This window comes from Streptomyces sp. NPDC033174, from assembly GCF_055577795.1.
In genome coordinates this window covers 1-26,028 of record NZ_JBVIPQ010000007.1, presented here as the reverse complement: position 1 = coordinate 26,028, position 26,028 = coordinate 1, and the positions used below count along the sequence as shown (strand labels likewise).

Here is a 26,028-nt window from a genome sequence, read left to right as displayed (position 1 = left end):
CGGCAGGGCTCCGGCTCACCGTCGGGGCCTTGCCGACACCGGCCCGCAGGGCGGGGAAGGATCGCTTCCGACATCCCCCGCGGGACGGCCCCCGACCCGGCGGCGGGCGACCCGGGCGCAACGTCCGTCTTTCGGACCGCGTGGAGGCCGGGCATCGCGGCCGGGCACCGCGAGGACCCGTGCGTGGCGCAGCCCCCCTCGTGGGCCCGGGGGTTACGGCGCCGGCAGGAAGCGCAGGGACCATTCCGCGCGGGAGGCCGTCGCGAAGTCGGGGTCCTTCGTCAGGGGCTGGAGCTGGGCGCGGGCCTCGGTGGGGTTCGACTGGACCAGGTCGACGATCTCGGCGGCCAGGGCGTCCTGGTCGTCGCCGAGGTCGACCGCCGAGGCCCGGATCAGCACCGGCAGCGCCTCGGCCCCGGCGATGGCGGCCAGCACCCCGCCGAGCAGCTCCCGCGCGTAGGCGTTGCGTTCGCCGATGGCGCGGTCCAGTTCGGCTTCGAGCCGCGGGATCAGGGAGCGGTCGCCCGACCCCGCGATCTCGTCGGCGAGGTCGATCGTCTCGTCGACGTCGGCGTCGAGGTCGTCCAGCAGCCGGATCAGCCGGTCGATCATGCGTGCTCCCTGAAGGCGCCGTCCCGCAGGACCGGGACGGTGGTCGAGGTGTCGAGTTCGGCCGCGACGGCGACGTCCTGCGCGAAGCCGTAGTCGTGCAGCTCGCGGCCCGACTCGCAGGTGTGCAGGACGGGCACCGGGTCCGCGGTGGAGTCCCAGGCCGCGACGGCCACGGCCGCCTCCGGTGAGAGGTCGTACGGTCCGCCTTCCGGGCGCAGTGCCCCCGCCAGGTGCCGGGCGCCGACCGGGCCCCACGCGAAGTGGACCGTGAGCATCAGTGCTCGGTCACCTTGCCCGCCGCGACCTCGACGCGACGGGTCGTGTGGACCGCGTCGAGCATCCGGCGGTCGTGGGTGACCAGGAGCAGCGTGCCGGTGTACGTGTCGAGGGCCGACTCCAGCTGTTCGATCGCCGGAAGGTCGAGGTGGTTGGTGGGCTCGTCCAGGACGAGGAGGTTCACGCCCCGGCCCTGGAGGAGCGCGAGCGCGGCGCGGGTGCGTTCGCCCGGGGACAGGGTGGTGGCCGGGCGCAGCACGTGCTCCGCCTTCAGGCCGAACTTGGCGAGCAGCGTACGGACCTCGGCCGGCTCGGTCTCGGGTACGGCCGCGCAGAACGCGTCGAGCAGCGTCTGCGAGCCGTGGAACAGCTTGCGGGCCTGGTCCACCTCACCGACGACGACCCCCGATCCGAGCGTGGCGTGGCCCGCGTCGAGCGGGACTCGGCCGAGTAGGGCGCCGAGGAGCGTGGACTTGCCCGCGCCGTTCGCGCCGGTGATCGCGACCCGGTCGGCCCAGTCGATCTGCAGCGAGGCCGGTCCGAAGTGGAAGTCGCCCCGGTGGATCTCGGCGTCCCGCAGCGTGGCGACGACCGAGCCGGAGCGGGGGGCGGCGGCGATCTCCATCCGCAGCTCCCACTCCTTGCGGGGCTCGTCGACCACGTCGAGGCGTTCGATCATGCGCTGCGTCTGGCGGGCCTTGGCGGCCTGCTTCTCGCTCGCCTCGCTGCGTGCGTTGCGGCCCAGCTTGTCGTTGTCGCCGGCCTTGCGGCGGGCGTTCTTGACGCCCTTGTCCATCCACGAGCGCTGCATATGGCCGCGGGCCTCCAGCGCGGCCTTCTTGCCCGCGAACTCCTCGAAGTCCTCGCGGGCGTGCCGGCGTGCGGTGTCGCGCTCCTCCAGATAGGCGTCGTAGCCGCCGCCGTAGAGGGTGATCTGCTGCTGGGCGAGGTCGAGTTCGAGGACCTTGGTGACCGTGCGGGTGAGGAACTCGCGGTCGTGGCTGATGACCACGGTGCCGGCGCGCAGTCCCTGGACGAAGCTCTCCAGCCGCTCCAGGCCGTCCAGGTCGAGGTCGTTGGTCGGCTCGTCGAGGAGGAAGACGTCGTAGCGAGAGAGGAGGAGGGAGGCGAGCCCCGCGCGGGCGGCCTGGCCGCCGGAGAGCGAGGTCATCGGCTGGTCGAGGCCGACGGTGAGACCGAGGGTGCCGGCGACCTCCTCCGCGCGCTCGTCGAGGTCGGCGCCGCCGAGGGCGAGCCAGCGCTCCAGGGTCGTGGAGTAGGCGTCGTCGGCCCCCGGGGTGCCGTCGACGAGGCCCTGGGTGGCCTCGTCCATCGCACGCTGCGCGGCGGCCACGCCGGTGCGCCGGGCCAGGAACTCCCGTACCGTCTCGCCCTCGCGGCGCTCCGGCTCCTGGGGGAGGTGGCCGACGGTGGCGGCCGGCGGGGAGAGCCGCAGCTCGCCCTCCTCGGGGGTGTCGAGTCCGGCGAGCAGCCGCAGCAGGGTCGACTTGCCGGCACCGTTGACGCCGACGAGGCCGATCACGTCTCCGGGCGCGACGACGAGGTCGAGCCCGGAGAAGAGGGAGCGCTCGCCGTGGCCGGCGGCGAGGTTCTTCGCGACGAGGGTTGCAGTCATCAGGGGACGAATTCTAGGCGGCTGCGGGGTGGGGGTGCGCCGGGAGGGTGGGCGCGGCCCACCGGGTCACTCTCCCTTGGGCTCCTGGTCCGGCGACCCCGGCTCGATCCGCAGCTGGAAGTCGCCCTCGTACTTCTCGTGGCCCGCGATCACCGCCAGTTCGACCGCCTCCTCAGCGCGCTCGCCCCGCACGATCAGCGGGTCGTCCCGCAGGTCCCGCATCAGCGCGACGCACATGGCGGCCATCACGATCACGAAGGGCGCCGCGGCGAGGATGGTGAGGTTCTGGAGGCCGGCCAGGGCGTCACCCTTGCCGTTGCCGATCAGCAGCATGACGGCCGCGACGGCGCCGGTGACCACGCCCCAGAAGACGACGACGGGCCGGGCCGGTTCGAACGCGCCCTTCTGGGAGAGCGTCCCCATCACGATGGACGCGGCATCCGCGCCGGAGACGAAGAAGATGCCGACCAGGATCATCACCAGCAGGCTCATGGCGGTGGAGATGGGGAACTCCTGGAGGAGACCGAAGAGCTGGCCCTCCGGTGTCGTCTCCTTGGCGAGCTCGCCCCGCTCCGCCAGCTTCATCGACGTGCCGCCGAAGATGGCGAACCAGACGAGACTGACGGTGCTGGGGACCAGGATGACTCCGCCCACGAACTGGCGGATCGTCCGCCCACGGCTGATCCGGGCGATGAACATGCCGACGAAGGGCGTCCAGGAGATCCACCAGGCCCAGTAGAAGACGGTCCAGGCGCCGAGCCAGTCGGCGACGGCCTTGCCGCCGGTGGCCTCGGTGCGCCCGACGAGCTGTGGCAGGTCGGCCAGGTAGGCGCCGATCGAGGTCGGCAGCAGGTCGAGCACGATGATCGTCGGGCCGGCGATGAAGACGAAGAGGGCGAGCACGACCGCCAGCACCATGTTGGTGTTGGACAGCCACTGGATGCCCTTCTCGACGCCGGAGACGGCGGACAGGACGAAGCAGACGGTGAGGACGGCGATGATGGCGACGAGCAGGCCGGTGCTCGCCTTCTCCATCCAGTTCAGTTCGTGGAATCCGCTGCCGATCTGCAGGGCGCCGAGGCCGAGGGAGCACGCGGAGCCGAAGAGCGTGGCGAAGATGGCCAGGATGTCGATGACGCGGCCCGGGGCGCCGTACGCGTGCTTCTCGCCCAGGAGGGGGACGAAGACGGCGCTGATCGTCTGGCGCCTGCGGCGCCTGAAGGTGGAGTAGGCGATCGCCAGTCCGACCACCGCGTAGATGGCCCAGGGGTGCAGGGTCCAGTGGAACAGGGTGGTGGCCATGGCGGTCTGCATCCGGTCCGCCGCGTCGGCGGGGTGGGTGCCGGGCGGCGGGGTGCCGAAGTGCGCGAGGGGTTCGCTGACTCCGTAGAACATGAGGCCGATGCCCATGCCGGCGCTGAACATCATCGCGACCCAGGACACCGTGTGGAACTCGGGCGCCTCGGACTCCTGACCGAGGGTGATCCGTCCGTACCGGCTGATCGCCAGCCAGAGCGCGAAGACGACGAAGCCGGAGGCGGCCAGCATGAACGCCCAGCCGCCGTTGTGGATCAGGCCGTGCAGCATGGAGCTGGAGACGCTCTCCAGCGAGTCGGTGGCGACCGCGCCCCAGACGACGAAGGCCACGGTGAGCACCGCCGTGACGCCGAACACGATCCGGTCGGTCACGGGGCGCTTGGTCTCATGCGGGTGACGCCCCGGAAGAGATGCCGTCACCGGCAGCTTTCCCCGGTCGGCCGGCTGCTGTTCCTCCTGCGACACGAGCGGCACCTTTCACATGGAGAGGGAAGCGGAGTTTTCTACTCCACTCCCCTACCACATGTGATTCACCTCACTCGTCTCAACAGGCGGTGACCGGCTGACCAGTGGTGAGACGGTAGGCCGCGCGCTCGTCGAGCAGCAGCGCCACGAGGGCGCGCCGCGACTGCCGCAGCGGTACGAACGCCCCGTCCCCGGCGGGCCGGGAGATCACGCCGTGCAGCGCGAGTTCGTCCCTGACGTCGGCGTACTGCGCGGCGTCCAGCCGGTATCCGCAGGGCGGGTCCTGGAGGATCTCGGCGGGTTCCGCCGGGTCGTTGTCGGCGCCGCCCAGATAGACAGGACCGCTGTCGGTGAACCCGGCGCGCCGGGCGGCCGAAGTGGCCGCCTCGATCCCGGCCCGCCGCTCGTCGACGTAGGAGAAGGCGCCGTCCAAGGCGGCCAGTTGGGAGCCGACCCGCCGCTTGTTGTTGAGCGCCGGGTCCTTCTTGTCCGCCTCCGTCAGGGGCTCGACCCGGGTCTCGACGAGCAGGCCGACGGAGTGCTTGACGCCGGCCGTGTTGCGCAGGATGCGCTCCTGGCCGTCGCCCGCGATCTGCTTGAGGGGTTCGCCGGTGACCGGGTCGGTCCAGATTCCGTAGATTCCGCTGCTGAAGCCCGCCTCCTTCGCCGCGGGGCGCACATGACTCTCGGAGAGTGTGCGGGCCTCGGCGTGGACACGGTCGTCGGTGTTGAGGTTGCGCGGCCAGAGCGCGAGCAAATCCTTGTCGTAGTACGGCGTGGTGCCTCCGTACTCGTGCAGGTCGTAGATCACGTCGGGCCGTCGGTCGCGGATGACGGCGGCCACGGCCCGGCCCTCGGCGGTCCTGAGGGCGATGTGGTCGCGGTTGATGTCGATGCCGTCGGCATTGCCGCGGGTGTCCGCCGCCCGGCCGTCGGGGTTGGCGGTGGGGACGACGAGGACGGTCGTACGGGAGAGGAAGCGGCGCGTTTCCCTGTCCTTGGCGTAGCCGAGGTCGCGGACGGTGGTGAGGCACGCTTCGCGGCCGGACGGTTCGTCACCGTGCTGGCTGCAGATCAGCAGGAGGACGTTCTCGGTACGGGCGGTGCCGACGGTGACGAGCTGGAGCGGCCTGCCCTGGCCGGTGGAGCCGATGGTCCGCGTCGAGACGCGGTCGCTGCCACGGTCGACGGCCGCGAGGAAGGCCTGCTCCTCGGGCTGGGTGGTCCAGCGGGCGCCCGCGGTGATCTCGAAGCCGGTGCGCGGCGGGACGGAGCCGGCCGCCCGGGCGGGAGCGGTGACCATCGGCAGGGCGAGCGCGGCGGCGGTGACGGCGAGCGCGAGCGTGCGGGCGAGGGGCCTCATCGCGTTCCTCCGGGGATCGGACGGTGGGAGCGCGGTGCGGCCACGCCGCTGTCGAGGCGGCCGGGGCGCGGGGCCGCGGCGCCGGAAGTGGCGCGTACGAAGGAGGGCGCACCGCCGACCAGCGGCAGCCGCGCCGTGGTGCGGGCGAGGTCCAGCGTCAGCGTGGGAGTGGAGGCGGGCGGGTCGATGAGGTCCTTGTCCGTGCCGCCGATGATCAGGGCGAGCCGGTGCCCGGCCGGGACGACATGGTCGCTCGCCGCGAGGTCGATGGTGAGCGTGTAGGCCCTGCCGGGGGTCAGCGGGCGGCCCTTGCGGGGGTCGGCCCAGGTGCCGAGATCGGCCCAGCCGCGGCTGAAGACGGTGTGACCGACGGCGGCGGCCTTGGCCCTCGTCTCCTTGAAGCAGGCGCTGTCGCCGGTCGTGCTCGCCCCCCAGCAGGTGCGCTCGGGGAGCGTGGTGATGCCTTCGCCGGAGGCTGTGTAGTCCCGGATCGTGTCGGGGCCGAGGTCGACGAGCACGGCGGAGAGGTGGGCGCTGGTGGTGGTCGGAGTCGCGGTGACCGTGACTTTCGAGGACCCGGACAGGCGCAGGTCCTTCGTCAGCGGGCGGGTGATGAACCCGGCCTTCGAGGGAGTCGTCAGATCGACGCCGGCCGCCCAGTCGGTTTCGCCCAGCCTCGGGTCGTCCGTGAAGGTCTCGGCGGCGCCCGGCCTCGCCGGGGCCAGGCCGAGCGTGCCGACACCGGCGGCGGCTCCCTCACCGGGTCGCAGGGGGGTGGCCGCGGTGGTCCTCGGCGGCCAGGAACGGTCGGTGGTCCACCGGTCGGGGGACCTCTCGATGTCGGCCATCGGCTCGCGGTCGATGCCGTTGTCGTAGCCGAGGAGGTAGTGGTCGAACCAGCGGTGCAGGGTCGGGACCCACGCGGCGCGGCGGAAGTCGAACGGGTCGACGTGCCCCGTCTGGGAGAGCCAGATCTTGCGTTCGACGCCCCGTCCGGCGAGGGCGTCCCACCACTGACCGAAGTGCTTGGTACGGACGTTGAGGTCCTGCATGCCGTGGACGACGAAGACGCTGGCCCGGACCCTGGCGGCGTGGCGCACGTAATCGCGCGTGTCCCACAGCGGGGTCCGGTCGCCGGTGCGCGGGGCGCCGTCGATCAGGCGCTGCTGTACGGCCGAGCAACGCCCGTGCGCGTCCGGGCTGTTGACGTAGTCGGAGAGCCACTCGGGTCCGGAGTCGTAGAGCGGTGCGCCCTGGGCGAAGTAGTAGTCGTACCAGGAGGAGATGGCGCCGATGGGGACGATCGTCTCGAGGCCTTCGACCCCGGTCGCGGCGACGCCGTTGGCGATGGTGCCGTCCCAGCTCTTGCCGATCATGCCGGTCCTGCCCGTGGACCAGCTCGCGGCCCGCGCGCGGTCGGAGCCGGTACGGGTGGTGTAGCCGCGTGCGCGGCCGTTCAGCCAGTCGACGACGGCCTTGGCGGACTGGATGTCCGAGGGCCCTCCGACATCGTCGCAGCCGTCGGAGCGATTGGTTCCGGCCAGATCCACGGCGACGAAGGCATAGCCGCGCGGGACGAAGTAGTTGTCGTAGAAGAGCGGGAACTGCACGGGGTCGCCGTTGCTGTCGTAGGTCTTCCTCTGGCTCTCGTTGCCTCGTCCGCAGCAGGCGTAGTACGGACTCGCGTCCATGATCACGGGTACCTTGCGGCCGCTCGCGGCGGCCTCGCGCGGGCGCACGATGTCGACGGCGACCCGGTCGGCGCGGCCGTCGGCGTCCCCGTCGAGGCCGGTGTCCACCCAGACGGACTCACGGACGGCGTCGCCGTAGGAGTAGACGGGCCTGGATTCCCCGGCGTGGCCCGGGGGGACACCGGTCGCGGCGAGCGCGCCGGACGACGGGGCCAGTGCGGACATCAGGGCGGCCACGGCCGCCACCACCAGCGTTCTGCACGACAACGGGGTTCTCCGCACGGATATCGGCATGGGCGGAACGTACTGGAGTGAACTCCCGTGCAAAAGAGGGCAGTCGGCGGACCATCGCGACTGAAGGGACACCCGGGCCGATGGCGGTTCATGTCCGCCAAATGGCGATCGCGTGACAGAAGGGACCATGGACATGACTGCGGGCGTAGGGGCTGAATAGCCTTCAAGAGATCTTCCGGTCCTACCACTTGGAGAGCTTCCGTGCACCGCAGACTGATCGTCCCGAGCGCTCTCGCGGCCTCCCTGCTGCTGGCGATCCCGGCATCGGCCGCCGACTACGTTCCGGGCGCCCCGGGCATCGGCGATCCCTACTACCCGGCCAGCGGCAACGGCGGATACGACGTATCCCACTACGACCTCCGGCTGACGTACCAGCCACAGACCGATCTGCTGGAGGGCACGGCGACGATCGTCGCCACCACCAAGCAGAACCTCTCCCGCTTCAACCTCGACCTCGGCCTGAAGGTCAGCGAGGTGCGGGTGAACGGCAAGAAGGCGGCGTTCACCGCCTCCGGGGCCCATGAGCTGGAGGTCACCCCGGTGACCCCACTCGAGAAGGGCAAGACCATCTCGGTCGTCGTCCGCTACGCGGGCAAGCCCTCCGAGCTGAAGATCGACGGCTGGACGGCCTGGCACCGGACCCCGGACGGCGGCGTCGCCGCCCAGGAGCCGGACTCGGCCGCCTGGTGGTTCCCGTCCAACGACCACCCGCTGGACAAGGCCACCTTCGACGTCTCGGTCTCGGTGCCGGACGGTACGCAGGCGATCAGCAACGGCACCCTGCAGTCGCAGTCGTCGAAGCTCGGCCGGACCCGCTACAACTGGCGCTCCAACAAGCCCCAGGCCACCTATCTCGCCACGCTCGCCGTCGGCAAGTTCGACATCACCACCGACAAGACCGCGAGTGGCCTCCCCGTCCTCAACGCGTACAGCAGGGACCTCGGCGACAACGCGGGCGCGGCGCGCGCCTCCGTCGAGCGCACCACCGAGGTGGCGGAGTGGCTGGAGGAGGTCTTCGGGCCGTACCCGTTCAACGCGCTCGGCGGCTACGTTCCGAACGTGACCAGCGGCTACGCGCTGGAGACGCAGACCAGGCCGTTCTACAGCCCGCGCCAGTTCGCCAACGGCGCGAACGTCTCCGTGGTCGTCCATGAGCTCGCCCACCAGTGGTACGGCGACAGCGTCTCCGTCGACGGCTGGAAGGACATCTGGGTCAACGAGGGCTTCGCCCGCTACAGCCAGTGGCTGTGGTCGGAGAAGGAGGGCGAGGGCACGGCCCAGGAGCTCGCCCAGTACGTGTACGCGCAGCGGGCGGCGGACGACCCGTTCTGGACGGTCAAGCCTGGCGACCCGGGTCCGGACAAGCAGTTCGACATCGCCGTCTACGACCGCGGAGCGCTCGCCCTCCAGGCGCTGCGCAACGAGATCGGCGACGAGGACTTCTTCGCGATCCTCAAGGGCTGGCCGACCGAGCGCGCCTACGGCAACGCGAAGGTCTCCGACTTCGTGACGTACGCGGAGAAGGTGTCGGGCAAGCCGCTCGCCGGGCTCTTCGACACCTGGCTGTACCAGCCGGAGAAGCCGGCCGCGTCGGCTGCCGCCGGGGCGAGGATCGCCGGGTCGGGGGCGGCGACGCGCTCCGGCCCGTCGGCCGGCCCGTCGGCGAAGCCCGTCCCGCCGAAGTCGTGGAAGAAGATCGCCGCGACGAACACGGTCCACGAGCACGGCCACGGTCACTGAGGTCCGCGCCGGCGTCCGGACCGACGCCACCTGCGCCGTCCGCCCCGCCAGGGGCGGGCGGCGCTTGCGTGCGGGGTGAGGCCGGGCATCGGCGTGAGAGCGCTCTCACCGCACGCGGAACCGGATACCCTCTCTGGTGTACGGAGGTCCCGGCCGCCCGTACGGTCCGCCCGCCGCGCCCGACGAGGAGCATCCGTTGTCCGATCCGACCTCTGGGTCCCGTCCCACCCTGGAAGCCGTCGCGGCGCGCGCCGGAGTCTCCCGGGCGACGGCCTCCCGTGTCGTGAACGGCGGCGCGGGTGTCCGCCGACCCCTGGTGGAGAAGGTCAGCCGGGCCGTCGAGGAACTCGGCTATGTCCCGAACCACGCGGCCCGCTCCCTGGTCACGCGACGGAACGGCGCGGTCGCCGTGATCATCGCGGAGCCCGAGTTCCGGATCTTCTCCGACCCGTTCTTCGAGCAGCAGGTCCGTGGCATCAGTCGCGAACTGACCGCTCATGACGCGCAGTTGGTCCTGCTCTGGGTGGAGGGACCGGGCGACTACGACCGGATCGCCCGCTATCTGGGCGGCGGCCATGTCGACGGCGCGCTCGCCTTCTCCCTCCACAACGACGACGAGCTGCCCTCGATCATCCGCCGGGTCAACGTACCGACGGTCTTCGGTGGCCGGCCGGGGTGGCCCGGAGCCGACGCCGAGCTCGCGGTGCCGTACGTCGACTGCGACAACCGGGGAGGCGCCCGCCGGGCGGTGCGCCATCTGCTCTCCCTGGGGCGTGAGCGCATCGCGCACATCGCGGGCCCCCGCGACCAGACTTCCGCGATCGACCGGATCGACGGCTACCGCGACGTCCTCCTGGACGCCGGTTCCGGGCTGATCGCCCACGGTGACTTCACCGAGGAGAGCGGCGCGCGGGCGATGGCGGAACTGCTGGACCGCGATCCCGCGCCGGACGCCGTCTTCGCCGCCAACGACCTGATGGCGTGCGGAGCCCTGCGGGTGCTGCGCGAGCGCGGTCTGCGCGTGCCGGAGGATGTCGCGGTGGTCGGCTTCGACGACATGGTTCCGGTCGCGGAGTCGGCCCTGCCGCCGTTGACGACGGTCCGTCAGGACATCGAGGGCATGGGCCGGTTGATGGTGCGGCTGCTGATGCGCGTACTGAACGGCGACGAGGACGAGCCCGGGGCGGGCGCCCCGGGCTCGGTGATCACTCCGACGGAACTGATCCGCCGGGCCTCGGCCTGAAGCCGGCGGTCATTGGTGCCCGGTCACTGCCGGCCGGCCGCCGCCCCTGACCGCCGCCCCTGACCGCTGCCGCTGCCGACTATTGGTACGGAATGACGAGGACGGACCGGTCCGTGCCGGTCTGGAGCTTCGCCGTACCGTTGCCGATGGCGTGCCACACCTCGAGGCGTACGGTGCCGCCCCGCAGGTCCCCCGGCGCACCCGTCGCCGACTTCAGGCCGCGGGACTGGTTGTACTCCTCCCATCCCGTCACCGGGTCGGTCGCGAAGTAGTGGTACGTCTCCGTCCGGTCGAAGACGCCGTCGCCGGTGAGGTCGTAGCTGACCCTGGCCTGCTGGCCGAGACCGACCGTGGAGCCCGCGTCGACCTGGAGGCGGAAGGCGGTGGCCGTACCGGCCTTCAGGGTGCCGTTGACGTTCTTCACCTCGTAGACCAGGGGCTGGTGGGGTGTGCCGTCGTAGTTCGCGCCACCGGCGGAGGCGAGGGTGTCGCTGCCGGCCGTGGCGCCGGTGGCCGTGGTGAGGACACCGCCGGTGCGCAGCTGGAAGGTGTTGCCGGTGGACGGGCCGGGGCCCGGGTCGGGATCGCCGCCGCCGGTTCCGGTGCCGGTGGCCGCGGAGCGGGCCGGCACGGTGAGCCTGGCGCCGTCGGAGAAGGTGACCGTACGCGCGGTCGAGCCGTGGTTGTGCGCCGCGTACGTCCGTACCGTGCCCTTGGTGAACACCGCCGACGTGGCGAGGTCACCGGTCACGGTCGCGTCGGGGGCGCCCAGCGTGTCCAGGGTGGAGATCCAGTGGTAGGTGTGGGCCTTGGACTCGCCCTGCTCAGGGGTGTATCCGGCGTTTCCGGCGTCCCACTTCGCCTTCGCCGCCGCCGGGTCGGCGAGCGCCTGGAACTCCCAGAGGATGTCGCGCCACTCGACGGCCGGGCCGCCGTTCTCCCGCTCCATTTCGGCGAGATTGCGACGGATGGCGGCCTTCTCCCTGGCCAGATGGAGCGATCCGCCCGTCACCGGGAGCACGTTGATGCCGTGGATCTCCTCGGGGTTGGCCGTCCACCAGGTGGCGTAGGCGGCGCCGCTTCCCCACACCATGCCGACCGTGTCGTGCCCGAAGGACGACGGAAAGACCTGCTGGTCGGCGTCGAACCAGTACTGGGCGATCGCCTCGGACTCGGTGGTGAGGAGGTACACACCGAGATCGCGCAGCGCGGTGTCACCGGTGGCCGAGCCCCAGAGCACCAGTCCCGCGCTGAGGTTGGTGGACTCCGACGAGGACTCCTGGTTGTTGCCCGCCGCGAAGCCCTGGTGGCCCGAGGCCCAGCTGTGGCCGGCGTAGACGTCGAAGCCGCGCAGGAAGGGGAAGGCGGTGTCGGTGCGGCTGGGGTTGGCGGCGTCCCGTACGAGCGTCTTGACCATGCCGCCCCAGGCGGAGTCGGCGGCCCACGCCGGGTCGTACTGGGCGACGATCGCCGCCGCGTAGACGTAGTACGAGTAGTGGAAGTGGTGGTCGTTGAGTTCGGTGTCGCTGCCGTACGACGCCGGGTAGCCGGTGAGCGTCTTCCAGTTCCTGTCGTAGGAGAACTCGTTCGCGCCGCCCGCCGTGAACCAGTCCTGCAGCCGCCCCTTGAGCAGTCCGAGCAGTTTGTCGCGGGTCGCGCTCTCGCCGAGCTGGTCGGCGGCCGGAACGAGCTGTGCGAGGCGGCCGAGCGCCTTGCCGGTCCAGTAGGTGTCGGTCGCGCCGGAGAAGGGGTCGGCGGCGTTCGCTGCCTCGTTCAGATAGCCCCTGAGCCGGGCCGTGTCGGTGCCGGCCGGCCCGGGCAGCCCCGGCAGCACGGCCGCGGCCTTCTGCGTGGTGGTGAAGGTGGTGGACGCGCGGACCTTCATGGTGCCGCGCGGTGAGACGTAGGTGTACGGCGTGAGCGCATCGGTGCTGTGCAGCCACTGGTGGCGGTAGAGGGCCTGGAGCGTGCCCGTCTCGCCGCCCTCCTGGGCCTGGGTGGTGAGGGTGTAGGTGGCGCCGACCTGCCCGCCGCCGTAGCTCCAGCTCGCCTTCGACCCGGTGACGAAGCTGAACGCGTACTTCCGGTAGGTGGCGAGGGCGTCCGTGGAGGGCAGCACGGCCAGCGAGAAGTAGTCCTTGGCGCCGAGGCCCGCGGTGAGGGTGGAGCCGGAGATGTTCCAGTCGCTGCCGGTCGGGGCGAACAGGGCGTAGTGGTGGCCGGCCACCGTGACGCCGAGGACGTTGCCCTGGTCGGCGAAGACGGTGGGTGCGCTGGCGGTCGTGATCTGGGCGCTGCCGCCGGTGCCCTTGGCGTATACGAAGGGCAGGCCGTGGCCGATGGTGGTGCGCAGGGTACGGCTGCCGTCGGACCAGTACGGCGTGACGGTCCAGTCGGACCATGCGTCGGCCCTGGTGTCCGGGGAGTTGAGCCCGCTCAGGCCGAGGGTGAGATCGCGTTTGTGGGCGTACTCGTACTGGCGGCCGTCGCCGACGACGGCTGCGGTGGTCGGGTAGCCGATGTCCAGGCCGGCGGCGGTGGCCTGGTAGGTGAGGGGATGGCCGTACATGGGGGTGGAGTACGGATTGTCGCCGTAGCGCTGGAATGCCAGTGACGACCACCAGTCGTTGGTCGGCACGGGCTTGCCCTGGGCGGCGGGGGTGACCTTGGGGAGGACGGGCGCGCCGGTGTTGGTGGTGGGGCCCGAGGTTCCGGCGGGGCGGGTGTCGGAGTAACTGCCGGAGCCGACGGGGACGGTTGCGGCGGCGGCCGGGGCCGCGGCGGGACCGGCCAGTCCGGCGGTGGCCAGGGCGGTGACCAGGAGGATCGCGGCGGTGGGTCTGCCGCGGGCGGCTGATGGGGCGCGGTTGGCTGGCATGGACGGCACCTCGAAGGGGTGGGGGAAAGGGCGTCCGAGAGCGCTCTCAGATGGCGAGGAACGTAAAACTCCTGAAACACACCTGTCAATACGCCGGGCAAGAGCGGGAGTTGGTCCGAAAGCCAAGCCGTTACGCGTTCGACTCTTGACGGGAGGGTGCCGCGCGGGGCACGCTCCAGACGCATTCCTGAGAGCGCTCTCAAACCCTGTTCGCCCGGTCAGGGCGCGCTTTCGCTCCCGCACGAAGCCAAGGGAGGCTTCCCATGCCCATAGCCCGAGCCGCCAAGAGAGCCGCCGTGAAGAGGGCCGCCGTGCGCCTCGGCGCGGTCGCCCTCAGCGGGGCCCTGCTCGCCGCCTGTGGATCCGGCTCCTCGGACGGCGCGTCCGACGGCGCGGGCGGCAAGGTCACGCTCACCGTCGACCTCTTCGGTTCGTTCGGCTACAAGGAGGCCGGGCTCTACGCGCAGTACGAGAAGCTCCACCCCGGCGTCACCATCAAGCAGACCGACACCGAGGACGAGCAGGACTACTGGAAGTCGCTGCAGACCCGCCTCGCGGGCGGCGGCGGCCTCGCCGACGTCCAGGCCGTCGAGGTCGGCCGGATCGCCTCGGTCACCCAGCAGCAGGCCGACAGGTTCGAGGACCTGAAGAAGTACGGCGCCGACAAGCTCAAGGGTGAGTTCGCCGAGGCCAAGTGGTCCGCGGCGACCACCAAGGACGGCCGCGTCCTCGGCCTCGGCACGGACGTCGGCCCCGAGGCCATGTGCTACCGCAGCGATCTGTTCCAGCAGGCCGGCCTCCCCACCGACCGCGCGCAACTGGCCGCCAAGTGGTCGACCTGGGACGGCTATCTGGAACTCGGCAGGCAGTACAAGGCGAAGGCTCCCGCCAAGAGCGCCTGGATCGACAGCGTGGGCAGCCTCTTCACCATCATGATCGGGCAGCAGAAGGAGCGGTACTACGACGCCTCCGGCGAGCTGGTCTACGAGAAGAACCCGGCGGTGAAGGCCGCCTGGGACGCCTCGGCGAAGGCGGCGGAGGAAGGCCTGAGCGCCAAGCTCGACCAGTGGTCACCACAGTGGAACCAGGCCTTCTCCTCCGGCTCCTTCGCCACCCTCCCCTGCCCCGCCTGGATGCTCGGGTACATCAAGGGCCAGGCCGGTGACGCGGGCAAGGGCAAGTGGGACATCGCCAAGCTGCCCGGCGGCGCCGGCAACTGGGGCGGCTCGTATCTGACCGTCCCGCGCGCGGCCAAGCACAAGAAGGAGGCGTACGAGCTGATCCAGTGGCTCACCGCCCCCGAACAGCAGGCCGCACTCTTCCGGAAGCAGGGCAACTTCCCCTCGTCGACCGGCGCCATCGCCAAGGTCGCCGACGCGAAGGACCCGTACTTCTCGGGCGCGCCGATCGGGCAGATCTTCGGAGACGCGGCGAAGACCGCCCCGGTGCAGGTTCTCGGCGTCCACGACAAGAACGTCGCCGACCAGATCACCAACGCCCTCAGCGAGGTCGAGCGGAAGGGCACCTCGCCGGAGAAGGCCTGGTCGAACGCGAAGAAGGGTGTCGAGAACGCCACCGGCTGACCCGGGTGCCGGGGGCCTCTTCGGCCCCCGGTTCCCCGCTCCGGTCCCGAACACCCCCGTACCGACTCCCGAAGGGCCGCACGATGACCCTCACCGCACCGGCCGAAGCGGCGACCTCGCCGCCCCCGCGCCCCGTGCGCCACGTGCCCGCCGCACACCGCGCCTGGCGCACGCTCTCGCCGTACGCCTACATCGCCCCGTTCTTCACCCTGTTCGCCGCCTTCGGTCTCTTCCCGCTGATCTACACCGCCTTCGTCTCGCTCTACCGGGTCGAGCTCCAGACACCCGGTGACATGCGGTGGCGGGGACTGGGCAACTACACCGCGCTCTTCACCGACGAGTTCTTCTGGATCGCGCTGCGCAACACCTTCACCATCGGGGTGATCTCGACCGTCCCCCAGCTGGTGATGGCCCTCGGCCTCGCCCATCTGCTCAACTACAAGCTGCGCGGGCGGACCTTCTTCCGCACGGCGATGCTGCTGCCGTACGCCACGTCCGTCGCCGCCGCGACGCTCGTCTTCGCCCAGCTCTTCGGCCGCGACTTCGGGCTGATCAACTACCTGCTGGGGCTCGTGGGATTCGGCCCGGTGGACTGGCAGACGGGCACGGTCGCCTCCCAGATCGCCGTCTCCTCGATCGTCGTCTGGCGCTGGACCGGCTACAACGCGCTGATCTATCTGGCGGGGATGCAGTCGATCCCGTCCGAGCTGTACGAGGCGGCGGAGATGGACGGGGCCTCGCGATGGCGGCAGTTCCTCCATGTCACCCTGCCCGGGCTGCGTCCCACAATCGTCTTCACCACCGTCGTCTCCACCATCGGTGCGACCCAGCTCTTCGGTGAGCCCCTGCTCTTCGAGGGGTCGATCTCGGGCGGCATCTCGCACCAGTACCAGACGCTCGGTCTTTACATGTACGAACAGGGGTGGGGTTTCTTCCACCTGGGGCGGGCCGCCGCGATCGCCTGGGTGATGTTCCTGCTGATCCTGGTGCTGGTCGGCGTCAACGCTTTGATCGCGCGCCGCCGTTCCCTGAGCGACAGCGCGCCCAAGGACCGTGGGGAGGGCTCCCGATGACCTCGCGCGCAGGACGCACCCTGCACGGCGGGAAGTTGGCGTACGCGTTCCTCGCCGTCGCCGTACTCGTCTCGGCGTTCCCCTTCTACTGGACGGTCGTCGCCGCCAGCCGCTCCAACGCCGATCTGGCGAAGGTCCCTCCGACGCTGTTGCCCGGACCGGATCTGATCCGCAACTTCGAGGCGGTGATGGAGGAGGCGGACGTCGGCAAGGCCCTGCTCAACTCCCTCATCGTCTCCGGGTCCATCACCGTCGGTACGGTGCTGTGCTGCACGCTGGCCGGCTTCGCCTTCGCCAAGCTGCGCTTCCGCGGCAGGGGCGCGCTGCTCGCGGTCACAGTGGGGACGATGATGATCCCGCCGCAGCTCGGGGTGATCCCACTCTTCATGCTGATCGCGAAGCTGGAGTGGGTGAACCAGCTCCAGTCGGTCATCCTGCCCGGTCTGGTGTCGGCGTTCGGTGTCTTCTTCATGCGGCAGTTCCTGGTGCAGTCGCTGCCGGACGAGCTGATCGAGGCGGCCCGGGTGGACGGCGCCTCCACGGCGAGGATCTTCTGGTCCATCGTGGTTCCGATCGCCCGTCCCGGGATGGCCGTGCTGGGGCTGCTGACCTTCATGGCGGCCTGGAACGACTTCTTCTGGCCCATCGTGGCGCTCTCCTCGCAGGAGCCGACCGTTCAGGTCGCGCTGCGCCAGCTGGGCGGCGGCTATGTCCACGACCAGTCCGTGATCATGGCGGGCACGCTGCTGGGCACCCTGCCGGTGCTGCTGGTCTTCGGTCTCCTGGGCCGGCAGATCGTCGGCGGCATCATGCAGGGCGCCGTCAAGGGCTGACCGACCCTCACCTTCCCTCCTACTCACGCCTGTTGGGAGCCTCCACCTGATGACAGCGCTCGACGCACGCCCCGCGGCCCCCACCCTGGCCTTTCCGGCCGGGTTCCGCTGGGGCACGGCCACCGCCGCGTACCAGATCGAGGGGGCGGCCGCCGAGGACGGCCGCACCCCGTCCATCTGGGACACCTTCAGCCGCACACCCGGCCGGGTCCGCAACGGCGACACCGGTGACATCGCCGCCGATCACTACCACCGGATGCGCGAGGACGTCGCGCTGATGAAGGAGCTCGGGGTCACCGACTACCGCTTCTCGGTCGCGTGGCCGCGCGTCCAGCCGACAGGGCGAGGGCCGGCCGTCCAGAAGGGCCTGGACTTCTACCGAAGGCTCGTGGACGAGCTGCTGGCCTGCGGCATCCGGCCGGTCGCGACGCTCTACCACTGGGACCTCCCACAGGAGCTGGAGGACGCGGGAGGCTGGCCGCACCGGGAGACCGCCGAGCGGTTCGCCGCCTACGCGGGCATCGTGGCGCAGGCGCTGGGTGACCGCGTCGCGACCTGGACGACGCTCAACGAGCCGTGGTGCGCGGCCTTCCTGGGCTACGGCTCCGGTGTCCACGCCCCGGGCCGCACCGAGCCCGCGGCCGCCCTGCGCGCGGCCCACCATTTCAATCTCGCGCACGGCCGCGCCGCCCAGGTACTGCGGGCGGTCCTGCCGTCGTCCGCCGAGATCTCGCTGACGCTCAACCTCCATGCCGTACGGGCTCGCTCGGACTCCGACGCGGACCGTGACGCGGCCCGCCGGATCGACGCACTCGGCAACCGGATCTTCCTCGACCCCGTCTTCCACGGCCGGCTGCCCGCCGATCTGGTGGCGGACACCTCGTCCCTCACCGACTGGTCCTTCGTCCGGGACGGCGACGTGGAGGTGATCTCCACGCCGATCGACTCGCTGGGCATCAACTACTACTCCCCCACGGTCGTCGGGGCCGGGAGCTGCGAGACCCCCTCGCCGTGGCCGGCCGCCGAGGACCATGTCCGCTTCCTGCCCGCCCCCGGTCCGCGCACCGCGATGGACTGGCCGGTGGACGCCGACGGGCTGTACGAGCTGCTGACCCGGCTACGGGACGAACTGCCCGGCACTCCGCTGGTGATCACGGAGAACGGCGCGGCCTACGACGACTACGCCGACCCGTCCGGCGCGGTGCACGACCCGGAGCGGGTCGCCTATCTCCACGCCCACCTCGCGGCCGTGCACCGGGCGATCGGGGACGGCGCCGATGTCCGGGGCTACTTCCTGTGGTCGCTGCTCGACAACTTCGAGTGGGCCTACGGGTACGGCAAGCGGTTCGGGATCGTCCATGTGGACTTCGCATCCCAGCGCCGCACCCCGAAGGACAGTGCGCGATGGTACGCGGACGTCATCGCGCGGGGTGGCCCGACCGGCTGAGCCGCTCGCGGCGACGCGCCTCGCGGGCGAGCGGCAGATAGCGCAGGCGCTCGGGGAGTACGGGAACCACGGCCCGTACGACCCGGGCGAACCGGCGCAGTCTGCGTTCCTGCCCGTCCGTCCACGGCAGCCCGATCGCCTCGCGCGCGTCGGGCGGCATGAAGCCGACGGTGACGAAGGCGCGGAAGCGGGCGAGCGGCGGCAGGATCAGCGGCCAGAGCGCCTTCAGCAGGAGCCTCACCGGCTGGGGTCCCCCGCTGGGCGGGGGCACGGGCTGGTCGGTCGCGATCAGCTCCCGGACGACGGCGGTCGGCTCCAGTTCGTCGGCGAGGACCTTGCGGTAGTACGGCCAGAACTCCTCGATCGTCTGGGGCATGTCGCGGTCGTGGATGCCCAGGATGCGGCCGACCTGGAGCCACTCCGCGTACAACTGGCGCTCCTGCGCCGGGGTGAGGGGCCTGGCCAGGTAGCGCAGCCCGTGCTGGTAGACGGGGAAGCCGGTGGCGTGGACCCAGGCGTAGTTCGCGGGGGTGAGCGCGTGGTAGGCGCGGCCACGGGTGTCGGTGCCCCGGATGGTCCGGTGGAGCCGGCGCAGGCGGCGCCCCTCCTCGGCCGCGGCCTCGCCCCCGTACACCCAGAGCTGCGCCGACCGCAGGGAGCGCTCTCCACGGCCCCAGGGGTCGGTGCGGAAGACGGAGTATTCGTCGACACCGGCGCCCACGGCGGGGTGGGCGACCTGCATGGTGAGGGCGGCGGGCAGCATCAGCAGGGCGCGGACGTCTCCGGCGACGCTCCACAGGACCCCGCCGGTCGGCGGAGGTACGGGGTGTTCGGCCCTGGTCATCGGTGCTCCCCTCGCTCGTGCCCCTCCAGTATGCGAGGGGCCGGCCAGGAAGAGTTCCCGGGTCGGACGTGACCCGGCAAGATTCCCGGCATCCGGAGGCTACCGGAAGGTAACCGTGGCTGATTTGATGTGCGGCGCCGGTCCAACCCCCCACCAGAAACGGGAGTTCCTGTGCCGCATGCCCCGCTCCACCGCCGGATGTCCGGTGCGGTCGTGTCCACGGCCCTGTCCACCGTGCTCGCCGCCGCCGGCCTGGCCGCGGCCGCGCCGCCGGCTTCGGCCGCCTCCGCCGCGGAGACCCCGCGGCTGAAGGTGCTCACGTACAACGTGTTCCTGTTCAGCAAGACCCTGTACCCGAACTGGGGCCAGGACCACCGGGCCTCCGAGATCCCGAAGACGTCGTTCTACCAGGGCAATGACGTGGTCGTGCTCCAGGAGGCGTTCGACAACGCCACGTCGGACGCGCTGAAGCGGAACTCCTCGGCCCAGTACCCGTACCAGACCCCCGTGGTGGGGCGCGCCAAGGACGGGTGGGACGCGACCGGCGGCTCCTACTCGGCGACCACTCCGGAGGACGGCGGGGTCACCGTCCTGAGCAAGTGGCCGATCCTGCGCAAGGAGCAGTACGTCTACAAGGACGCCTGCGGCTCCGACTGGTACTCCAACAAGGGCTTCGCGTATGTGGTCCTGAACGTCAACGGCGTCAGGGTCCACGTGGTCGGGACCCACGCGCAGTCGACCGACCCGGGCTGTTCGGCGGGCGAGGCGGCGCAGATGCGCAGCCGCCAGTTCAAGGCGATCGACGCGTTCCTTGACGCGAAGAACATTCCCGCGTCCGAGCAGGTGATGGTGGCGGGCGACTTCAATGTGGACTCACGCACCCAGGAGTACGCCTCGATGCTGGCGGACGGCGGACTGATGGGCGCGGACGCGCGCACCGGGCACCCGTACTCCTTCGACACCGACCAGAACTCGATAGCCTCCGAGCGCTATCCGGACGACCCGCGCGAGGATCTGGACTACGTGCTTCACCGCACCGGCCACGCCCGGCCCGCCGGGTGGGCCAATGCCGTGATCAAGGAGCAGAGCGCGCCCTGGACGGTCTCCAGCTGGGGCACGAAGTACACGTACACGAACCTTTCCGACCACTACCCGGTTATCGCCTCGGGGCAGTAGTCGCGACCCCTTCGCAGCTGGTCACAGGCCGTATCTCGGCAGTAGCCGCAAAGGGGTTGGAGTGCCATGTTGGTGTCCATGACGGGTCGTGGACACCACCATCGCCATCCTCATCGTCACCACACGCACGACCGGATCGACCGGGCCCTCGAGGGGTCGGCGCAGGGTCTGCGGACCCTGTGGTTCTCGTTCGCGGTACTCGCCGCGACCACCGCCGTCCAGGCGGTCGTCGCCGGGCTCTCGGGGTCCGTGGCCCTGCTCGGTGACACCGTGCACAACGCCACGGACGCCCTGACCGCGCTGCCGCTGGCGCTCGCCTTCGTGCTGGGCCGGCGGGCGGCCACCCGCCGGTACACCTACGGCTTCGGGCGTGCGGAGGACCTGGCCGGGGTCTTCGTGGTCCTGGTGATCGCCGCGTCGGCGGCCTTCGCCGGATACGAGGCGGTGCGGCGGCTCGTCGAGCCGGGGGACGTCGGGCATCTCGGTGCGGTCGCGGCGGCTGCGCTGGTGGGCTTCGCCGGGAACGAATGGGTGGCCCGGGCGCGGATCCGTACGGGGCGGCGCATCGGATCGGCGGCCCTGGTCGCGGACGGCCTGCACGCCCGCACCGACGGCTTCACCTCGCTCGCGGTGCTCCTGGGCGCCGGCGGCGCCGCCCTGGGATGGCGGTGGGCCGACCCGGTCGTCGGCCTCGCGATCACCGCCGCGATCCTGCTGGTGTTGCGCGGCGCGGCGCGTGACATGTGGCACCGGCTGATGGATGCCGTCGATCCGTCCCTGGTCGACGCCGCCGAACACGCGCTGTCACATGTCGAGGGCGTCCGGGACGTGGGAACCGTACGGATGCGCTGGCTCGGCCACACGCTGCGCGCGGAGACGTCCATCGTGGTCGACCCGCAACTGACGGTGGTCCAGGCCCACGCGGTGGCCGTGGCGGCGGAGCACGCGCTGCTGCACGCCGTGCCGAGGCTCGCGGGAGCGACCGTCCATGTGGACCACGCCCCCGCGGCGGGCCAGGATCCGCACGGCGCCCTGGCCCATCACTCCTCCTAGACACTCCCCGCGTCACCCGTTCCCCCGCGTGGGGATGCCGCGGCGGCCGGAGCCACCTTCAATGGCGTTGATCCGGTGCGTCGTCGGCCGTCGGGAGTACGCGTGACAGTGTCCAAGCCCGCAGCCGAGCGCGCGACCGCGCCGCGGCCCAGGGGAACGCTCCGGCGCCTCGGAGAGTGGTGCGGCCGCCACTTCGTGACCGTCATCGTCCTCTGGCTGGCCGCCGTCGTCGGCCTGCAGGTGCTGGACCGCACGTACGGCGGCGAGTACTCGGACGACTTCGCCCTTCCCGGCTCCCAGTCCCAGGACGGGCTCGACGTCCTCAAGGCCCACGAACCGGCCGCCGGCGGATACGGCGCCCAGATCGTGCTCCACGACACCGCGAAGCCGCTCACCGACGTCGGCGGCCAGATGGCGACCGCGGTGGCGAACCTGCAGAAGCTGCCCCATGTGCTCAGCGCGCAGAACCCGCTCGCCGCGCCCCCGCCCCCTGCCGGGGCCCAGAACGTCGGCCCTCTCTCCACCGACAAGAAGACGGCCTACATCACCGTCCGGTTCGACGTACAGCCCGCCACGCTGGAGCCGGACTACCTGCACGGGGTGGACACGGCCGTCCAGCCCCTGCGTGCCGCCGATGTGACGGTCGAGTACGGCGGGCCACTCGGTGAGCTGGCCCGTCCCGAGGCCGACGACCGCACCAGCGAGGCGATCGGTTTCGGGGTGGCGATCCTCGTGCTGCTGCTCGGCTTCGGCAGCGTGGTGGCGGCGGTCCTGCCGCTGGTGACCGCGCTCGTCGCGGTGATCTGCGGGCTGGGTCTCCTCGGGCTGCTGGCGGCGGCGTTCACCTTCGCGACGGTCTCCCCGACGCTCGCCACGATGATCGGTCTCGGCGTCGGCATCGACTACGCGCTCTTCCTGATCACCCGGCACCGTCAGAACCTCATGAACGGCCAGGACCCGGTGACCGCGGCCGGCCTCGCGACGGCCACCAGCGGCCGCGCCGTGCTGGTCTCCGGCTGCACGGTCGTCATCGCCCTGTCCGGGTTGTGGGTGTCCGGCATCAGCTTCATCGGCAAGCTGGGGCTGGCCGCCGCCGTCACCGTGGTCACGGCCGTGCTCGGCGCGCTCACCCTGGTCCCGGCGGTCCTCGCGATGATCGGCCGGCGGATCGACAGACTGCGGGTCCGCAAGCCCGTCGCCGAGACCGACGCGGAGCCGGGCCAGGAGGCACACGGCACTTGGCACCGGTACGCCCTGCGCGTGGAGCGCCGCCCCTGGTGGTTCATGGCGTCCGGCGTGGTGGTCCTGGCGGTCCTCGCCATCCCGCTGTTCTCCATCCAGCTCGGCCACATCGGCGACGGCGCCGATCCGAAGTCCTTCACGGACCGGCGCGCATACGACCTGATGGCCTCCGCCTTCGGGCCCGGCTCCAACGGGCCGATGACCCTCGTCGTCGACCAGAGCGCCGTCCCGCAGGCCGACCGCGCCGCCCTCGCGACCTCGGTGCGCAACGCCCTGGCCAACGTGCCGGACGCGGCGGTCATCACCCCGCCCAACCCCACGTCGGACGGCGATGCGCTCCTCTCTACGGCGTACTCCGTGGCCAGTCCCCAGGACGAGCGGACGACCCGGCTGGTCAACCGTCTCGTGGACGACGTCCTGCCCCAGGCCGTGTCCGGCACCGAGGCCCGTACGTACGTGACGGGCACGACCGCCGCCCAGGTCGACTTCCTGGACATCGTTTCCAGCCGACTGCTGCTCATCATCGCCGTCGTCGTCGGACTCGCTTTCCTCGTCATCCTCGTCGTCTTCCGCGGCGTGCTCGTCGCCCTCAAGGCGGCCGTGCTCAACGTGCTGTCGATCGCCGCCTCGTACGGCGTCGTCGTGGCCGTCTTCCAGTGGGGCTGGGGAGGCCCGGCGCTGGGCGTCTCCGGCGACGTACCGATCGAGAGCTACGTACCGATGATGATGTTCGCCATCGTCTTCGGGTTGAGCATGGACTACGAGATCTTCCTGCTCTCCCGGGTCCACGAGGCATGGCTGCGCACCGGCGACCCGAAGGCCGCCGTCGCGCACGCGCTGGAGATCACCGCGCGGGTGATCACCTGCGCGGCGCTGATCATGGTCAGCGTCTTCGCGGCCTTCATCCTCAGCGACAACATCGTGGTCAAGATGCTGGGCCTGGGCCTCGCCGCCAGCGTGCTCATCGACGCGACGATCGTCCGGCTGCTGCTCGTCCCGGCGGCCATGACCCTTCTCGGCAGGTCCGCGTGGTGGACGCCTCGCTGGCTCGACAGGATCCTGCCGCACGTCGACACCGAGGGGGAGGCCGAGACCGCCGCCCGCTAGCGGTGGGGCCCGCGCCGTCACAGGGGGTCGTCGGGGAGCGCCCGGCCGTCTCGCGAGGCGGCGGGCGCGCCACGGAAATACGATGAGTCGTGGAACCTCACGCGGCGGCCCCCGGAACAGCCATTGCTCGGAGCGCCCCATGACCTGGCGTCGTGCCCTACGACCCGAGAGCGCGGACGACCTCCTGACCAGACTGGGGTCCCTCACCGCCCAGGCGCGGCAAGGGGCCGCGCTGCAGCGGGCCCGGGTCGAGCTGGCCGAGGCGCTCCAGCGCGAGATGCTCCCGGCTTCGCTGCCGGGCCTGCCCGGCTTTCGGACCGCCGCCCGGTACGCGCCCGCCCGTCACGGCCTGGACGTCGGCGGCGACTGGTACGACGGCTTCCCCCTGCCGGGGGGCGCTCTGGCGTTCTCCATCGGCGACGTGCAGGGCCATGACGTGGAGGCGGCTGCGTTCATGGGCCAGGTCCGCATCGGTCTGCGCGCCGTGGCCCCCACCGCCGGCGATCCGGGCGAGGTGCTGAGGCTGGCCAACGACCTGCTGCTGTCGGTGGACCGTGATCTCTTCGCGACGTGCAGTTTTCTCTGTTTCGACCCCGCCACCCGGGAGCTCGCGAGCGCCCGCGCCGGCCATGTTCCCGCGCTCTGGGCGACCGCCGACGGGGAGCACGGCGTCGAGGAGGACGACGGCGGTCCGCCGCTCGGGATGGTGCCCGGGGCGGCCTTCCCGGTGACCAGGCGACGGCTGGCGAAGGCGGGGGCGTTCGTCCTGGTCACCGATGGTGTCGTCGAGGGGCCGTCCTTCCCGATCGAGGTGGGGCTGGAACGGGTGGCCCGCGTGGTCGCGGCGGGCGTGAGCGCCGAGCCCGGCGAACTGGCCGCCGAAGTGATCAAGGTCGCCGATTCCACCGGCCACGCGGACGACGCCGCGGTTCTCGTGCTGCGCCATGACGGGGAGACGGACGGGTGAGGGACGGGGCTACGGACGGGTGAGGGGCGGGCGAGCGGACGAAGGCGGGTGAAAGGCGCGTGTCGGCCCCTCGCGGGGCGAGCCCTGTTGTCTGATGACGAGGTGCGCACCGAGGATTTCCGACGTCTCTCCGGAGCCTTGCTGCGGATCCTCGCCGTCACCGCCGCGTACTACGTGACCGGACGGCTCGGTCTCCTGCGGCGGGTGGTGGTCGAGGGTGCGATCGTCACGCCGCTGTGGCCGTCCACGGGCATCGCCCTGAGCTGCCTCCTGTGGATGGGCCTGCGGATCTGGCCCGGGATCGCTCTCGGCGCGTTCTTCGTCATCATGACGCTCGGTTCATTCAGTTTCTCCGGTCTGGCGATCGTCGCGGGAAACACCCTCGCGCCGATGGCGGCCTGCCTGATGCTCCGCGCGGTGGGCTTCCGCACCGAACTGGACCGGCTGCGGGACGGGCTGTCGCTGGTCTTTCTGGGCGGCCTGGTGCCGATGCTGATCAGCGCGACAGTCGGAACCGGTGTGCTGGTGGCGACCGGCAGCCTGGCGGCGAACGCGTTCTGGCCGGTCTGGTCCGCGTGGTGGGCCGGCGACGCGATGGGCGTCATCGTGGTCACCCCGCTGCTCCTGGTCCTGCCCAGGGCGCGGCCGCCGCAGGACATCTCGCGGGCGGCGGAGGCCGCGGTGCTGGCGATCGTCGCTGTCTCCGTCACCCTGCTGGCCACGAGGAGCTCCCTCGCCCTGCTGTTCCTCTGCTTCCCGCTCGTGATCTGGGCGGCCCTGCGCTTCCAGCTCGGCGGCAGCGCGCCCTGTGCGCTGCTCGTCTCCGTCCTGGCGATCTGGGCGGCGACCGACCGTGCCGGGCCGTTCGCGCACCACACGCTGCTGGAGGTCATGGTCAATCTGCAGGCGCTCAACGGGTCTGTGGCGCTGACGGGTCTGTTGCTGGCGGCCGTGGTGACCGAGCAGCAGAACATCCGGCTGAGGATCGAGCGGGTGTGCCTGGAGCTGGCGGAGGTGGTGGACCAGATCGCGCCGGGGAGTACGCCGGACCGGTGGCCGCCGCCCGAGGAACAAGAGCGCCGCGGCGGCTAGGTGTATTGACTCGCAGCGTTGTTGACGCGGCTGATCGGTGGCTTGCCTTCGAGTGCGGTGTGGCAGCGGTGGTGGTTGTAGGTGTGGAGGAAGTCT

The 26,028-nt window shown here is 71.2% G+C and carries 19 protein-coding genes and 1 pseudogene; 11 read left to right on the top strand and 9 right to left on the bottom strand.

Translation table 11 applies throughout. The features are described from left to right. Nucleotides 1-213: 213 nt before the first annotated feature. From ACZ5VC_RS22180 to ACZ5VC_RS22155, 6 genes are all read right to left on the bottom strand, one after another. Nucleotides 214-612, bottom strand: a complete 399-nt coding sequence (locus tag ACZ5VC_RS22180) for a hypothetical protein (protein ID WP_469121761.1) — start codon at nt 610-612, stop codon at nt 214-216. Beyond that, nucleotides 609-887, bottom strand: a complete 279-nt coding sequence (locus tag ACZ5VC_RS22175) for a 2-phosphosulfolactate phosphatase (RefSeq protein ID WP_469121760.1) — start codon at nt 885-887, stop codon at nt 609-611. The genes ACZ5VC_RS22180 and ACZ5VC_RS22175 overlap by 4 nt, the downstream gene beginning before the upstream one ends. Beyond that, nucleotides 887-2,524 carry an ABC-F family ATP-binding cassette domain-containing protein gene (locus tag ACZ5VC_RS22170; RefSeq protein WP_469121759.1) on the bottom strand — a complete coding sequence of 546 codons (1,638 nt, stop codon included), beginning with the start codon at nt 2,522-2,524 and terminating at the stop codon, nt 887-889. The genes ACZ5VC_RS22175 and ACZ5VC_RS22170 overlap by 1 nt, the downstream gene beginning before the upstream one ends. A gap of 66 nt (nt 2,525-2,590) precedes the next feature. Continuing rightward, nucleotides 2,591-4,315 carry a BCCT family transporter gene (locus tag ACZ5VC_RS22165; RefSeq protein WP_469121758.1) on the bottom strand — a complete coding sequence of 575 codons (1,725 nt, stop codon included), beginning with the start codon at nt 4,313-4,315 and terminating at the stop codon, nt 2,591-2,593. Nucleotides 4,316-4,385: 70 nt separating this feature from the next. Beyond that, nucleotides 4,386-5,669 carry a M14 family metallopeptidase gene (locus tag ACZ5VC_RS22160; RefSeq protein WP_469121757.1) on the bottom strand — a complete coding sequence of 428 codons (1,284 nt, stop codon included), beginning with the start codon at nt 5,667-5,669 and terminating at the stop codon, nt 4,386-4,388. Continuing rightward, the gene (locus ACZ5VC_RS22155) at nt 5,666-7,654 is read right to left on the bottom strand and encodes a Xaa-Pro dipeptidyl-peptidase (protein ID WP_469121756.1); all 1,989 of its coding nucleotides are present in this window, start codon (nt 7,652-7,654) and stop codon (nt 5,666-5,668) included. Before ACZ5VC_RS22155 ends, ACZ5VC_RS22160 begins: the two co-directional genes overlap by 4 nt. Nucleotides 7,655-7,855: 201 nt before the next feature. On the opposite strand from ACZ5VC_RS22155, the gene ACZ5VC_RS22150 reads away from it, so the two are divergent. Next, on the top strand, nt 7,856-9,394 hold the full coding sequence (locus ACZ5VC_RS22150; RefSeq protein WP_469121755.1) for a M1 family metallopeptidase: 1,539 nt from the start codon (nt 7,856-7,858) through the stop codon (nt 9,392-9,394). A 196-nt stretch (nt 9,395-9,590) separates the two neighbouring features. Further along, complete coding sequence (locus tag ACZ5VC_RS22145) at nt 9,591-10,637, top strand: LacI family DNA-binding transcriptional regulator (RefSeq protein ID WP_469121754.1); 1,047 nt, start codon at nt 9,591-9,593, stop codon at nt 10,635-10,637. Nucleotides 10,638-10,716: 79 nt separating this feature from the next. On the opposite strand, the gene ACZ5VC_RS22140 is transcribed toward ACZ5VC_RS22145, so the two are convergent. Further along, a complete protein-coding gene (locus ACZ5VC_RS22140; protein ID WP_469121753.1) occupies nt 10,717-13,515 on the bottom strand; it encodes a glycosyl hydrolase in 2,799 nt (932 codons plus the stop codon). A 263-nt stretch (nt 13,516-13,778) separates the two neighbouring features. Between ACZ5VC_RS22140 and ACZ5VC_RS22135 the strand changes: the two genes are divergently transcribed. The 4 genes from ACZ5VC_RS22135 (at nt 13,779) to ACZ5VC_RS22120 (ending at nt 18,451) form a co-directional block, all read left to right on the top strand. Beyond that, nucleotides 13,779-15,098 (top strand): ABC transporter substrate-binding protein, encoded by a 1,320-nt coding sequence (locus tag ACZ5VC_RS22135; RefSeq protein WP_469121752.1) that lies wholly within the window; start codon nt 13,779-13,781, stop codon nt 15,096-15,098. 83 nt (nt 15,099-15,181) lie between these two features. After that, on the top strand, nt 15,182-16,171 hold the full coding sequence (locus ACZ5VC_RS22130; protein ID WP_469121751.1) for a carbohydrate ABC transporter permease: 990 nt from the start codon (nt 15,182-15,184) through the stop codon (nt 16,169-16,171). Then, entirely contained in the window at nt 16,168-17,004 is an 837-nt protein-coding gene (locus ACZ5VC_RS22125; protein WP_469121750.1) for a carbohydrate ABC transporter permease, read from the top strand. Before ACZ5VC_RS22130 ends, ACZ5VC_RS22125 begins: the two co-directional genes overlap by 4 nt. Nucleotides 17,005-17,053: 49 nt before the next feature. Further along, nucleotides 17,054-18,451, top strand: a complete 1,398-nt coding sequence (locus ACZ5VC_RS22120) for a GH1 family beta-glucosidase (protein ID WP_469121749.1) — start codon at nt 17,054-17,056, stop codon at nt 18,449-18,451. Here ACZ5VC_RS22120 and ACZ5VC_RS22115 read toward each other — a convergent pair. Then, nucleotides 18,423-19,295 (bottom strand): oxygenase MpaB family protein, encoded by an 873-nt coding sequence (locus ACZ5VC_RS22115; RefSeq protein ID WP_469121748.1) that lies wholly within the window; start codon nt 19,293-19,295, stop codon nt 18,423-18,425. The genes ACZ5VC_RS22120 and ACZ5VC_RS22115 overlap by 29 nt on opposite strands. Before the next feature lie 198 nt (nt 19,296-19,493). Here ACZ5VC_RS22115 and sph point away from each other — a divergent pair, with 198 nt between their 5' ends. The 5 genes from sph (at nt 19,494) to ACZ5VC_RS22090 (ending at nt 25,932) form a co-directional block, all read left to right on the top strand. Further along, the gene (sph, locus tag ACZ5VC_RS22110; protein ID WP_469122116.1) at nt 19,494-20,471 is read left to right on the top strand and encodes a sphingomyelin phosphodiesterase; all 978 of its coding nucleotides are present in this window, start codon (nt 19,494-19,496) and stop codon (nt 20,469-20,471) included. 78 nt (nt 20,472-20,549) lie between these two features. Continuing rightward, the gene (locus ACZ5VC_RS22105; RefSeq protein ID WP_469121747.1) at nt 20,550-21,524 is read left to right on the top strand and encodes a cation diffusion facilitator family transporter; all 975 of its coding nucleotides are present in this window, start codon (nt 20,550-20,552) and stop codon (nt 21,522-21,524) included. Between the two features lie 102 nt (nt 21,525-21,626). Then, nucleotides 21,627-23,873: an MMPL family transporter gene (locus tag ACZ5VC_RS22100; RefSeq protein ID WP_469121746.1), complete on the top strand. Its 2,247-nt coding sequence runs from the start codon at nt 21,627-21,629 to the stop codon at nt 23,871-23,873. Between the two features lie 139 nt (nt 23,874-24,012). Continuing rightward, complete coding sequence (locus ACZ5VC_RS22095; protein ID WP_469121745.1) at nt 24,013-24,840, top strand: PP2C family protein-serine/threonine phosphatase; 828 nt, start codon at nt 24,013-24,015, stop codon at nt 24,838-24,840. A gap of 102 nt (nt 24,841-24,942) precedes the next feature. Continuing rightward, nucleotides 24,943-25,932: an MASE1 domain-containing protein gene (locus ACZ5VC_RS22090; protein WP_469121744.1), complete on the top strand. Its 990-nt coding sequence runs from the start codon at nt 24,943-24,945 to the stop codon at nt 25,930-25,932. Here ACZ5VC_RS22090 and ACZ5VC_RS22085 read toward each other — a convergent pair. Continuing rightward, nucleotides 25,929-26,028 (bottom strand): annotated as a pseudogene (locus ACZ5VC_RS22085) (IS481 family transposase); the annotation flags it as partial. The gene ACZ5VC_RS22090 and the pseudogene ACZ5VC_RS22085 overlap by 4 nt on opposite strands.

Coding starts and splice junctions, on each gene's coding strand:
- ACZ5VC_RS22180 (WP_469121761.1), bottom strand. CDS start 612: ATGATCGACCGGCTGATCCGGCTGCTGGACGACCTCGACGCCGACGTC.
- ACZ5VC_RS22175 (WP_469121760.1), bottom strand. CDS start 887: ATGCTCACGGTCCACTTCGCGTGGGGCCCGGTCGGCGCCCGGCACCTG.
- ACZ5VC_RS22170 (WP_469121759.1), bottom strand. CDS start 2,524: ATGACTGCAACCCTCGTCGCGAAGAACCTCGCCGCCGGCCACGGCGAG.
- ACZ5VC_RS22160 (WP_469121757.1), bottom strand. CDS start 5,669: ATGAGGCCCCTCGCCCGCACGCTCGCGCTCGCCGTCACCGCCGCCGCG.
- ACZ5VC_RS22155 (WP_469121756.1), bottom strand. CDS start 7,654: ATGCCGATATCCGTGCGGAGAACCCCGTTGTCGTGCAGAACGCTGGTG.
- ACZ5VC_RS22140 (WP_469121753.1), bottom strand. CDS start 13,515: ATGCCAGCCAACCGCGCCCCATCAGCCGCCCGCGGCAGACCCACCGCC.
- ACZ5VC_RS22135 (WP_469121752.1), top strand. CDS start 13,779: ATGCCCATAGCCCGAGCCGCCAAGAGAGCCGCCGTGAAGAGGGCCGCC.
- ACZ5VC_RS22130 (WP_469121751.1), top strand. CDS start 15,182: ATGACCCTCACCGCACCGGCCGAAGCGGCGACCTCGCCGCCCCCGCGC.
- ACZ5VC_RS22125 (WP_469121750.1), top strand. CDS start 16,168: ATGACCTCGCGCGCAGGACGCACCCTGCACGGCGGGAAGTTGGCGTAC.
- ACZ5VC_RS22120 (WP_469121749.1), top strand. CDS start 17,054: ATGACAGCGCTCGACGCACGCCCCGCGGCCCCCACCCTGGCCTTTCCG.
- ACZ5VC_RS22115 (WP_469121748.1), bottom strand. CDS start 19,295: ATGACCAGGGCCGAACACCCCGTACCTCCGCCGACCGGCGGGGTCCTG.
- sph (WP_469122116.1), top strand. CDS start 19,494: ATGTCCGGTGCGGTCGTGTCCACGGCCCTGTCCACCGTGCTCGCCGCC.
- ACZ5VC_RS22105 (WP_469121747.1), top strand. CDS start 20,550: ATGACGGGTCGTGGACACCACCATCGCCATCCTCATCGTCACCACACG.
- ACZ5VC_RS22095 (WP_469121745.1), top strand. CDS start 24,013: ATGACCTGGCGTCGTGCCCTACGACCCGAGAGCGCGGACGACCTCCTG.